Consider the following 10,565-nt stretch of genomic DNA (forward strand, 5'->3'; position numbering starts at 1 on the left):
ACGGCGTCCTCGGCGTCCCGCCAGTGGCTAACAAAGGGGATTGAGGTCCCAACACCGGGTGTTGGAGCGCTTGAGGGCGTCGACTATGTGGTCCGCGCCCTGCCGTGAGGAGGCGAGGCGCAGGAAACCGGCTTCGCTCATGCCCGGGGACGCCTTGCGGAGGGCGTCCCAGTTGCTGTTGATCCCGGTAATGATCTGCGCCCGGGCACTTGCCGGGAATTCCTCCAGCTTGGCGATAGCGGCGACAACGTCGTCGATCAGGTGTGCGCTGCGGCCAAGGAACTTGGTGACCTTCGCGATGATATTCGCTGTATCGCCCACGTATGGGACTACGCCGGCGAGGGACATGCCGGCGGCGACCCAGTCGCCCTTTACGGTGTTGGCGAGAAGGTCGCGCAGGTCGAGGACAGCCCCGACGATCCATCCGACCACGGGGATGAAGCTGGTGGCCGAGGAAGTTATGGTCCCGAGCAGGTAAGGCACAGTTGTGCCGTCGCCCGCATCGCCGAGGGCGGCACCCTTGGCGAACTCGCTGGCCCATTCGTCCGGGCTCATGGGGTCATCGAAGACGACGGGGCTGAATCCGGCGCCCGCCTGTGCCACCTCGGTGCCGTCGCCGTACCCATCGCCGTCCGTGTCGCCGGCGAGGGGGTCAGTGGTCCAGCTCAGTTCATCGGAGTCTCCAAGCCCGTCGGAGTCGGTGTCGGCGCGCCACACCGAAGTGTCCTCGTCGAGTTCTGCGGGGTCAGTGAGCCCGTCGCCATCGGTGTCGGCCTTTGCGGGGTCGGATAGTACCTGGAAAGTGTCTGATGCTGTCGGGATGCCGACGGCGGTACCGAGCGGGCGGACCTCGTCGCCGTCGGGTAGACCATCCTTGTCCGTGTCGGCGTCGAAGGGGTCTGATGTGTAGCGCAGTGCCGTGCCGGGGCTGTGCGCACCCTGGATTTCGACGCAGTCGTTGAGGCCGTCCTTGTCGCTATCGAGCGTGACTCCCTCGTCGCCGCCGGTGTCATCGCTGATGCGGCGGAAGGCCTCCGGTAGCTGGTCGGCGCTGGCGACCTGGTAGTACTTGCCGCCCGTTTCGGAGGCGATGGTGCTGAGCAGGCCGGTGTTCACGGCACTTCCGAGACCGATGGTGTAGATCGTGATGTAGCCCTGCTTGGCCTGATTCAGGTAGTACGGGTTCCACGATCCGTCACCGTCAGTCAACAGGATCATTACCCGCCCGCGGTCCGGGTCGTTGTTATTAATCAAGACACTGTTTGCGGTGCCGACGCCGGCGGAGATGTTCGTGCCGCCAAAGTCGTCGATACGATCGATGGCTCCCTTGACCGCGTCCTTGTTCGTCGTCAGGGACTGCAGCACACGGGCCCCGCTGTCAAAATCGACGACGGCCGCGCGGTCCTCGGGCAGCAGCGCGTCGACGAAAATCTTCGCGGCGTCCCGACGCAGGCCCTCTGGGTCGTTCCAGCTCATCGACCCGGACGAGTCGATAGAAAGGGCGAGGTCAAGGAAGACGACGTCGTCTCCCCCGCCGTCCGTGCGTACCCGGCACGGGTTCTCCTTCGCTTCCCAGGTCTGGCCCCAGTTGACGATGTCGAAGACCGCGTAGGTAGAGAAGTGGTCCACCGTGACCGTGACCGTGACCGTACCGGCAGCAGCGTCCACGCGTTGGTCGGCTTTTACCGGAACCCAGGCGTTGGCGTTTTCGTCCAGCCAGAAGACGCGGGCGCGCGTGGTGGCCTCACCCGACGGCAGGGAGGCTGCGTCATAAGGCAACGTGATGTGCGCCTGGACCATCCCCTCACCTGGGGACTCGAACTCGAAGGCGGGCCCAACTTTTGCGGCCGCCCTCGTGCGCAGGTCATCGGCAGGGACTTTGGCGATCCGGGCACCAAGAGCGGACTGACCGGCTCCTACTACCTCCGCCGAGGCGCGCTCGGGACCCTCCACAGAGACAGAGAGCAGTTCATCCGCGCGGACTGACCGGCTCCTACTACCTCCGCCGAGGCGCGCTCGGGACCCTCCACAGAGACAGAGAGCAGTTCATCCGCGTCCCGGACGCCGTCACCGTCAGAATCGGGGTTGGTCGGGTCAGTTTGAGCGCGGAGTTCTACGCCGTCCCTCAAGGTATCGCCGTCGGTGTCGGCCAGCAGCGGATCTGTTCCCTGGGTCGGCTCCTGACCGTCAGTGATACCGTCGCCGTCCGTGTCGTGATCGACAGCGGAAGTTCCTGCCGACTGCTCCCCTGCCGCAGTCAGCCCATCGCCGTCGTGCTCTTCCTCGGCGTCCTGCACGCCGTCGCCGTCGGTGTCCGCCTTATTCAAGGCAAACACAGCCATTGCATTGAACTCAAAGGAGTCCCGCAGCCCGTCACCGTCGGTATCGAGGGACAGTGGCGAGGCACCCACGGTGAGCTCAGCACGGTCAGGTATGCCGTCCCCGTCGCGGTCACCGTCGTACGTGATGCCGAGGTCGGCCAGCGCGTTCGTGCCGTGCCGCTAGGCTGTCCCGAAATGGGTTTCGGCGGCAACGGGCAAGCCCTCAGCGAGGGCAGCACGCGCCTGTTCGAGCGCCTTCTCAGCCGACGCCAGCTCCCGCTCCGCATCTGTCCGGTCTGAGGCGTTGAGCATCACATTTGAAGACGTTGGCGAAGAGAGAGCGGTTCGCGCGTCCGCAACGGCGGTCTCGGAGGTCAGGCGGTCCGCGAGCAGCAGGTCTGTCAAAGCCGAGGACAGGATCTCTTTGGCTGCCGCGTCCGTGGCTTTGCTCACCGCGTCTCGGAGGTCAGGCGGTCCGCGAGCAGCAGGTCTGTCAAAGCCGAGGACAGGATCTCTTTGGCTGCCGCGTCCGTGGCTTTGCTCACCGCGGAGTCCAGGTGGGAGATCAGCTGGTGGTCATCGAGGAATGCTTGTTGACCGTTAAAGTCCTGCCGGTAGCGCACGCCGTCGACGTAGCCGCGGACCGTTCCCGCGACCGCGTCGATCCGGGCCGGCCCAGGGGTCTTCAACGCGGCTGGTTTCAGTGAGGCCACCAGCACGTCTTTGGCCCCCGCACTCGTGACCTCGAAGGGCGCGCTGGCTACCGAAGCGATTTCGTTAGCGAGGCTGTTTGTAGCCTGAACCGGTCCCGCAGGACCGATGAGCTGAGTTACGGTCGCGAGGACCAGAGCAAACGCAATGCCTGCAGACTTTAGGAAGGACCGCGCCACGTCAGCCCCTCGAACCCATGCTCGTAGCCGCGGACAAGGAAAACTGTTCAGCCGTCCGAAGGTTCAAGCCAGAATCCGATAAAGAGCCAAAAGAGCCTTGGCAAACCAAGGACGTCGGCATTGTGTCACGGACAGATTTATGTGCAGATAAGTGGCGCGCTGCGCGCCGTCCCCCAAAAAGCATCGTTGCTCCCCAGCAAGCGTTTGGATAATTGAGCTCAAAGTACGGGAACAATTATCAAAAGAATAGAGAAACCTCATGAGTGATTACGCAAACAGATGGCAAGTTTGGTCACCAGCTGCGACAGAAGTTTGAAGCGGTGGCAGCAGTTTCGGCATTCATGCTCAGCGTGATTCGGACGGAGAGTGGATTGAAAAGTATCGGCGGGGTGTGCCGCCCTCGAAGATCGCGAGCCTGGACGGGGCTGCGGGCCTGCGCGTCCTGAATCTTGGTGGTGGCGACGTGGACACCGCGACACCCATGGGGTCGATGCTGTTCACGATCATGGCCGCTCTCGCGCAAATGGAACACGAGATCAAACGCGAACGCGTCACCGATTCCATCAGCAAACGCAGAGAAGCCGGAAGGGACCTTGGCGGCCGGCCCCGCAGGGTCACTGACAGTCAGATAAGAAGTGCTGTCCGCCTGGTCGAAGGCGGCGACCCCGCTGCGCAGGTTGCCCGCGATCTCGGAATGTCCCAAGCAACGTTTTATAGACGGTCCCGAGCACTCACAAGCTAGTCGAGCCGCATCCCCCCACTTAGAGCGACACCAGTGATCACAGAATGCCGGCAAGCAGCGGATATAGTCCACAGCCGAACGGTTCGAAAACCGCCATCTTGAACTGCGTTTAACTGCCATTCTCCGTTAACAGTCACAGGTTAAACGGGCGTGTCGAGGCCAGCGGTGACGCGGGCACTCAAAAGCACTTCTGGATGCGCGTTGGACCCTCAAACGGGCGTCCTCCGGCCGCTAAGCGCTGCGGAAGACGCGCCAAGTAGCGCTGCAGTTCACCGCCCCTGAACCAGAGGAAGCCCGTACTCCAACGGCATAAGGAAAGTGATCCTCGAAACGGCGTCACGCCCTCGGCCCGGACGGTTTCGCGTGGGAGGTCGCATCAGTGTCAGCCGCCCGCCGGGCCGACCTCGAAGAGCCGGCACAGCCTCCACATACGGCCGGGCATCTGACACATTATTTTTTGCCCGGCCCTACGCTTGCCACTACGCCGGCAATGGCAGTCAACAGCACGGTTAACTAGTTCCTTGGGGCTGCTAGCTCAGGATCTTGAGCCCGGTGTTCCAGTTGAAATCGGGGAGGTCGGGGTTGGCCTGCATGCCCATTACCAGCAGCATGAAGCCCTCAAGCTCACGCGCGTGGTGCAGCCCGCCGACGCTGATCGGGCGCATCCCGGAAGCCGTGACGAACTCCGAGACGGCGGTGACGGCCTCCGCGGAATCTCCGGCAATGAAGACGTCCAGCGGCTGGTCGGATACCTTACCTGCCGCCATGGTGCTGGAGAATGTGGTGTTGAAGGCCTTGACGACATCGGCACCGGTGAGGGCGGCGATTTCCTCGGCGGCCGAGGTACCGGGTGCGACCACGAGCGAATCAAGGGTCTCGTAGTTGGCAGGGTTGGTAATGTCGACAACCACCTTGCCCGTGAGGGCATCGTTGTAGCGGGATACAATTTCCTTCGCGGCGTCGAACGGCAAAGCGAGCACGACAATTTGTCCGGCGGGTATCTCGGTGGCACTGCCGGCGGTGGCGTTGAACTCCTTGGCAAGCTCGGCCGCTTTGTTGATGTCTCTGCCCAGGATCTGCACAGACTTTCCCGCCGCTGCCGCGCGGGCCGCAAGCCCCCGCGCCATCTTCCCGTTCCCGATAATCGTGATGTCTGTCATCGCCAACTCCTCCGAACTCAGCCCTTGGCCGCGTGTCGGCAGCCGGGGTCATCTTGGGTCTCAAGTCAATTCCCTACGCCCAAAAAGTCAACCCCAATGGGGCGCGCCGGCAGGCGCTGCCTGCCTCCGTTCCCGTCCCATCCGTTCTCGCGGCAGAACACGCCCGGCGGTCGTCATTGAAATAGCCCCGGCGGAAGGCCATGATCGTCTCGTAGCTGCGGCCCGTTATTGTCTGCCAAGGGGAGGTATTGATGGATGACATGCCTCGGGCCAAGGAACCGGTTACAGTCCTGGCCGGTCCCTACGGCCACCCGTTCCACCCCATCCTGGTCACGGTGCCGATCGGGGCGTGGGTGGCCAGCCTCGTCTTCGACCTCGGCTCCCTCATCGCAAGCGGCGACGCTGCCGCACTGGCGACAGGGTCACGGTGGCTGATCGCCGTCGGCGTGCTGGGCGCGGCAGCCGCCGCCCTTCTCGGATTCCTGGACCTGTTCGCCATCCCCACCGGCACCCGGGCCTTCCGCACCGCCCTGGTACACATGAGCCTGAACCTCACCATCACCATCGCTTACCTGGTGAATTTCCTCCTCAGGCTCGGCCAGCACGGGCCCGTGCCGGCCGGGCTGATTGTCTTGTCGGCGCTCAGTGTCGCCGCACTTGGCGTCTCCGGGTACCTCGGCGGCAAACTCGCCTTCCAATACGGTGTCCGCGTCGCCGACGAAAAGGACCAGGCCGCCGGCTTCGGCCCCACCTCTACAGCGAAGGACTAATTCCATGGGCATCGCCGCGCTCGTCACCTGGATCATTACCGCAGGCCTGGGGTTCACCATGCTCGGCATGTGGCTAAGCAGAGGCGGGCTGCGCCCCGCCCAAGGTGATGCCGGCATCCCGACGCGACTCGTACCGCCGCTGATCTTCAGCCACTTCCTGCTCGCGGCCAGTGGCTTGGTCCTGTGGATCGTGTACCTCATCATCGACATCGACGTCCTGACTTGGATCGCTTTCGGCCTGCTGGTCATCGTCGCCATCCTTGGGGATGTGATGTTCCTGCGCTGGAGGCGCAGCCGCAAGGAGACCACCCCGGAAGCGCATCTTCCGGTCCCGCTCGTCTACGTGCATGGCCTGTTCGCGGTCACCACCATCGTGCTGGTGCTGCTAACCGCCCTCGGCATCGGCGGATCCTGAGTTCCCGGTCCAGGTCGTCGGGGTTGGCCTGTCGTTATCCTTTCCTCCGAAGTGACGCCGGGGTCCATCAACCGTTGCTTGTGCCAACGTCGGGCGCGGCGTACTGGCCTTCCTCATGCTCGGCGTGCCGGCCTGCTGTCTGCCTGCCTTGCCGTAGCTGCCTTCGACGTGCCTGCCCCAAGCTCCGGTTCCTCCGCAGCGTTTCGGCTGGCAGCCGTGTCCTTGGGCTCCTGGTCGTGAGCCCGAGCAGTATCCCGGTTCCTTGGAGAGATATCCACAGCTCCAACGAGACACTCAAACAGGCTCCGCTCCACCGCGCCCAGGCAGGCCCTTTGCTGCGGGGCCTTGGATCACGGACCCCTGGAGGGAGAATCTCGAGCCATGGCAGGGGCAGTCCCACGTCGAGTCCGTGGAATTGAATTGGACGGTGCAGCCCATATGCGTGCATGTGGCCGAGAGCGAATGAGTTGTTCCTTCGGTGTCGGCGTAGACGGCCAGCCTCTCCCCGTCGGCGTCGATGACCGATCCCTGTCCCGGTTTCAAGACGGGAGGTTCCGTCGGCGGCGCCTCGGGCGACGGAGGCGGCTTCAACGGAACGGTCCGGTTGGTGTCGAAGAGACCTGCCGATGGGTTGGCGTGGCCCGAAACGAGATCAGCGATGACGAGCGCCGCCGCTGTGCCGTTCGTCAGCCCCCATTTCCGCAGCCCCGTGATCACGAAGACGTGCTGGGAGGCTGGACTGATCGGCCCCGCGAAAGGGAGGCCGTCCGTGGGCATCGCGTCCTGGGTCGACCAGCGGTATGCCGGTTCGCCGGCTCCCAGGCGGTCCCGTGCGAAGGCGGCCAGCCGGTCGAACCGTTCGGCCGATCCGCCAGAGCTGGGAAGTGGATGGCCTTCGCCTCCCACCAATAGGTAGTGCGTACCGTCCTGCACGGTCGTCAGGATCGAGCGCAGAGGCTCGTCGGCGCTAATGAACGTTGCATCGGCGCCGAGGGACGTGGCGGGGCTCCCGACAATATACGAGCGGTGCGGGAGGCAGCGCTCGGCAAATCGGCCGCCATCCCCGATCGGCAGATTTGTTGCCACGACAATGTCCCGGGCGCGAATGATGCCACCGTCCGTTTCGGCTTCAGCGGGGGATCTATCGCGGACGTGGCGGACCGGTGATTCCTCGAAGACGAAGCTGCCGCCGCCGTGTACTGCGCGGGCAAGACCCTGGAGGTATTTCACGGCATGGATCTGTGCCTGGTCATCGAAGCGCACCGCGCCCCGGGTCTCGTACGGCAATGGCACGTCGATCGTGTAGGTCGAGGGAAGCCCTAGTTCGGCGGCGAGATCGGCCTCGTCACGGAGCCTTCCCAGGGCCTCCGGATCCTCCGTGCAGGTGTAGTTGGACACCTTCCGGAAATCGCAGTCGATGCTCTCGGCCGCCACGGTCCGGGCCACATGGTCGATCGCCTGCTGATTCGCCTGGCCGTAAGCGCGCGCGATGTCGGGGCCATGCGAGGCGGCAAGCTCGGTGTACACAAGGCGGTGCAGCGACGTGACCTTTCCCGTTGTGCTCCCGGTGACGCCGTTGCCGATCCGTCCGGCCTCGACGACGGCAACGGTGAGACCCCGGCGTTTGAGCGCCAGCGCTGCGGTGAGCCCGGCGATCCCTCCGCCCAGAATTGCCACGTCGACTTCCACGTCCCCGGATACGGCCGCATAATCCGTCGTCGGTGCCGTGCCGAGCCACAGCGACGCTGCACTGCGGTCAGGTTTCTCGGCCATCTCTCCTCCTGCGTTTCATGTGTCGCTCGGTGGAATGCAAGACTCCCCAAGAGGGTGAACCACAATACAGAGTTCCCCCCAACTCCGAAGTCACATCGGCCCGCGGCCTTCGAGATCCGAAGGCCATCACATCCCGATGCTGGACTGAGAAGAATCTGGAGCGGAATCTGTCGGGCGGGCACCGCCGTGGCAACTGCCCGCAGGGGCGTTGAACTCCTTGGCGAGCTCGGCCCCTTTGCCGATGTCTCTGCCAGGATCTGCATGGACTTCCATCCCGCTGAGGCGGGCCGCGATCCCTTGGCCTGCGCTCGTTCCCGATGATCGTGTCGCCAGCTCCCGTCCGAGCTCTTCCTCCGGCCGCGTGTCGGGAGCCGGGTCACCTTGGGTCTCAAGTCAATGCCTTACGCCAAGAAAGTCAACCCCAGCGTGGCGCCTTGGGCCATTCTGCCCGCCCCCAGCGCCGAAACACCAAGAAGGAGAACCCGATGCTACCCCGACGACTCAGACCCGAAACTTGGGCCGATTGAAACGCCACAGGTTTATCGTCGAGGGATCGCTTTGGGCTGAAACGTGCTCGGCGTGGCGTTCTCGTTGCGGCTTCGATACCGGCCGGCCCGGAAGCGCTGGACGGGTTCGGCTCGACGGCCTGATTGAAACCCGTGCCGGCACCGTTGTGATCTGGGAAGGAACGCGTTATCAAGCAGGTGCCTACTAGGGCAGGTAGATGACCTGCGCGGGCAGGGGAATCTCGTCGGAGGGGATCTCTTCTTCCACCCCTGGCAGGTGGGTTAGCGTCATGCTCCCAATGTGTACGGACCGCTCCGGAGAGCTCCCCGGGTCGGCGTGCTATTTCAGTTGGCCGCCAAGCTTGGCCTGAAGATCCTTGACCTCGAACTCGGGGCCTCGGACCTCCCAGTTGGGACCGACAAGGATGGCGTCTCTGGCCTCCTTGAACTTCACGTCCTGGGCTACCATCTTCTCCAGAGCAGCGCTGTTGTCGAAGGTCACGAGGACGGTGTTGGCGCCACACGTTGTTGCCTGCCAGCCCTGGTCAGCCTTCGCGTCCTGGGTGGGCTTGTCCTCGCATTTCGGGTCCTTCACGACTGCGGCGGCCACGTACGCGTCCCGCAGAGCCATAACGTCTTTGTACGAGGCGTCCTTTTGCACGGTTGCGCCGCAGCCGGAGAGCAGCGCGGCACCCCCCAGCGCCGTGGCCAAAACCTTGATCTTCATGAATTCCCCACTTCATCAATTGGCGGCCACCACAACGCGACAGTCTCTCATCTGACTTTATGTGCCGTCGACAGTGTTGCCAGGACAACTACTGTCGAATCCGGAACGCGTCTTCCCGACATGCCTAATTCCTTGCCCCGGCGAGCCGCCTCCCCGAGCCCTGCAACGGCCGCTGTTAGGCTGGCCGCAAGACGATTAGAGGGCAGTATGGCGGAGCGTACCGAATCAGAACTGAAAGAACTGGTCGTCGAAGGGCACGAGATCCTGAAGCGGGTCGCCCGTGACGGCGGCCTGACTACCTACGGCGAGTTCAACAAAGCCCTGATGGATGCAACCGGACTTGCCGGGTTCGACCTGACAACTGACCAGAGCCGCGGCGAGATGGGCCAACTGCTCGGCCGCATCGACATCCAGGACTGGCCGATCAACCCGGATTTCATGCTCACGTCGCTGGTGAAGCGCATGGCAGAGAACGGCCCGGGCAAGGGCTTCTTCAAGCTGGCTGAGCAGGAGCACTTCTTCGATCCGTCCCGGCAGGACGAGATGGACTTCTGGCAGGAGCAGGTCGGCAAGGCGCACGAGCGCTACCGGCGGGCCAGCAGGAGTCGATGAGCCGGGAGGTTCCACCCTCCCGGCTTCGCCGAGGCATTAGAGCTTGCGCAACCCGAACATGGTCAGCTTGAACAGTATCTTGCCGCACAAAGCTCTTCCCCTCGAGTGCGGACCTTGATGAGCTCTAGTTCCAAGTCGTCGTCTTCCTCTTAGGCGAGCTCCTCGGTACGGATCTTTTGGAGCGTCGCCATTACCCAGGTCCCCATCGTGACTGTGACCAAGCCGATCAGACTAATGCCGGCCACGGCCAGTCCGACTGCAATGAACGTGAACTTCATGGCCTGGACTTTCTATACGCTCTTGCCGCGGGACGAATTCCTATCTCCACATGTGTAGGATGCGCGGCCGACCCTCACCGAGAAGCGGGACCGTCGCGCCGGACTTGGCATGACGGCCTCCAAAAAGTGAGCTCGGGCAGGAAGGGCGGCTGTCCAGATTGATCGATCCAGCTCATCCCGGGCACACTAACCCCTTCGACCGGCAAGTCCTTCTCCCCTGAATTTCCACGTCTCGATGAGGCACTAACCCGAAGTTACGTGGGGCCGTGGCCCGGGGATCGTTGAGTTTCCGGGCCGGGGCCCTTCTTTTGTATCACCATTTGTAGCCACTAAATTATTGGCGTGCCTTACGCTGTTCCCCTCTATTTCCT

Annotated in this window: 11 protein-coding genes and 1 pseudogene; 4 read left to right on the top strand and 8 right to left on the bottom strand. The window is 63.5% G+C overall.

Annotated elements, in window-relative coordinates; all coding sequences use genetic code 11:
• Positions 1 to 27: 27 nt before the first annotated feature.
• The 4 genes from ASG92_RS20995 to ASG92_RS28605 all read right to left on the bottom strand — a co-directional run bounded on the left by ASG92_RS20995 (position 28) and on the right by ASG92_RS28605 (position 3,211).
• Complete coding sequence (locus tag ASG92_RS20995) at positions 28 to 1,800, bottom strand: VWA domain-containing protein (RefSeq protein ID WP_056632888.1); 1,773 nt, start codon at positions 1,798 to 1,800, stop codon at positions 28 to 30.
• 119 nt (positions 1,801 to 1,919) lie between these two features.
• The gene (locus ASG92_RS21000) at positions 1,920 to 2,483 is read right to left on the bottom strand and encodes a hypothetical protein (RefSeq protein WP_346763004.1); all 564 of its coding nucleotides are present in this window, start codon (positions 2,481 to 2,483) and stop codon (positions 1,920 to 1,922) included.
• Between the two features lie 18 nt (positions 2,484 to 2,501).
• The gene (locus tag ASG92_RS21005) at positions 2,502 to 2,774 is read right to left on the bottom strand and encodes a hypothetical protein (protein WP_056632894.1); all 273 of its coding nucleotides are present in this window, start codon (positions 2,772 to 2,774) and stop codon (positions 2,502 to 2,504) included.
• A complete protein-coding gene (locus ASG92_RS28605; protein WP_157372352.1) occupies positions 2,771 to 3,211 on the bottom strand; it encodes a hypothetical protein in 441 nt (146 codons plus the stop codon). Before ASG92_RS28605 ends, ASG92_RS21005 begins: the two co-directional genes overlap by 4 nt.
• A gap of 427 nt (positions 3,212 to 3,638) precedes the next feature.
• Here ASG92_RS28605 and ASG92_RS21015 point away from each other — a divergent pair.
• A pseudogene (locus ASG92_RS21015) lies at positions 3,639 to 3,953 on the top strand (recombinase family protein); the annotation flags it as partial.
• Positions 3,954 to 4,483: 530 nt separating this feature from the next.
• Here ASG92_RS21015 and ASG92_RS21020 read toward each other — a convergent pair.
• On the bottom strand, positions 4,484 to 5,113 hold the full coding sequence (locus ASG92_RS21020; RefSeq protein ID WP_056632900.1) for an NAD(P)-binding domain-containing protein: 630 nt from the start codon (positions 5,111 to 5,113) through the stop codon (positions 4,484 to 4,486).
• 251 nt (positions 5,114 to 5,364) lie between these two features.
• On the opposite strand from ASG92_RS21020, the gene ASG92_RS21025 reads away from it, so the two are divergent.
• Together ASG92_RS21025 and ASG92_RS21030 are read left to right on the top strand one after the other, a co-directional pair.
• Positions 5,365 to 5,883 (top strand): DUF2231 domain-containing protein, encoded by a 519-nt coding sequence (locus tag ASG92_RS21025; RefSeq protein ID WP_082579646.1) that lies wholly within the window; start codon positions 5,365 to 5,367, stop codon positions 5,881 to 5,883.
• 4 nt (positions 5,884 to 5,887) lie between these two features.
• A complete protein-coding gene (locus ASG92_RS21030) occupies positions 5,888 to 6,298 on the top strand; it encodes a hypothetical protein (RefSeq protein WP_056632906.1) in 411 nt (136 codons plus the stop codon).
• 294 nt (positions 6,299 to 6,592) lie between these two features.
• On the opposite strand, the gene ASG92_RS21035 is transcribed toward ASG92_RS21030, so the two are convergent.
• A complete protein-coding gene (locus tag ASG92_RS21035) occupies positions 6,593 to 8,071 on the bottom strand; it encodes an FAD-dependent oxidoreductase (protein WP_056632907.1) in 1,479 nt (492 codons plus the stop codon).
• A gap of 846 nt (positions 8,072 to 8,917) precedes the next feature.
• Positions 8,918 to 9,304 (bottom strand): hypothetical protein, encoded by a 387-nt coding sequence (locus ASG92_RS21040; protein ID WP_056632908.1) that lies wholly within the window; start codon positions 9,302 to 9,304, stop codon positions 8,918 to 8,920.
• A gap of 207 nt (positions 9,305 to 9,511) precedes the next feature.
• On the opposite strand from ASG92_RS21040, the gene ASG92_RS21045 reads away from it, so the two are divergent.
• Complete coding sequence (locus ASG92_RS21045) at positions 9,512 to 9,916, top strand: hypothetical protein (RefSeq protein WP_056632912.1); 405 nt, start codon at positions 9,512 to 9,514, stop codon at positions 9,914 to 9,916.
• Between the two features lie 149 nt (positions 9,917 to 10,065).
• On the opposite strand, the gene ASG92_RS30350 is transcribed toward ASG92_RS21045, so the two are convergent.
• Positions 10,066 to 10,194 (bottom strand): hypothetical protein, encoded by a 129-nt coding sequence (locus tag ASG92_RS30350; RefSeq protein WP_277310173.1) that lies wholly within the window; start codon positions 10,192 to 10,194, stop codon positions 10,066 to 10,068.
• Between the last annotated feature and the right edge of the window lie 371 nt (positions 10,195 to 10,565).

The sequence above is a fragment of the Arthrobacter sp. Soil736 genome, from assembly GCF_001428005.1.
GTDB lineage: Bacteria > Actinomycetota > Actinomycetes > Actinomycetales > Micrococcaceae > Arthrobacter.

Excerpts from the sequence above, each read along its gene's own strand:
- ASG92_RS21040 (WP_056632908.1), bottom strand. The coding sequence starts at position 9,304 with ATGAAGATCAAGGTTTTGGCCACGGCGCTGGGGGGTGCCGCGCTGCTC.
- ASG92_RS21035 (WP_056632907.1), bottom strand. The coding sequence starts at position 8,071 with ATGGCCGAGAAACCTGACCGCAGTGCAGCGTCGCTGTGGCTCGGCACG.
- ASG92_RS21045 (WP_056632912.1), top strand. The coding sequence starts at position 9,512 with ATGGCGGAGCGTACCGAATCAGAACTGAAAGAACTGGTCGTCGAAGGG.
- ASG92_RS21030 (WP_056632906.1), top strand. The coding sequence starts at position 5,888 with ATGGGCATCGCCGCGCTCGTCACCTGGATCATTACCGCAGGCCTGGGG.
- ASG92_RS30350 (WP_277310173.1), bottom strand. The coding sequence starts at position 10,194 with ATGAAGTTCACGTTCATTGCAGTCGGACTGGCCGTGGCCGGCATTAGT.
- ASG92_RS20995 (WP_056632888.1), bottom strand. The coding sequence starts at position 1,800 with ATGGTCCAGGCGCACATCACGTTGCCTTATGACGCAGCCTCCCTGCCG.
- ASG92_RS21020 (WP_056632900.1), bottom strand. The coding sequence starts at position 5,113 with ATGACAGACATCACGATTATCGGGAACGGGAAGATGGCGCGGGGGCTT.
- ASG92_RS21025 (WP_082579646.1), top strand. The coding sequence starts at position 5,365 with ATGGATGACATGCCTCGGGCCAAGGAACCGGTTACAGTCCTGGCCGGT.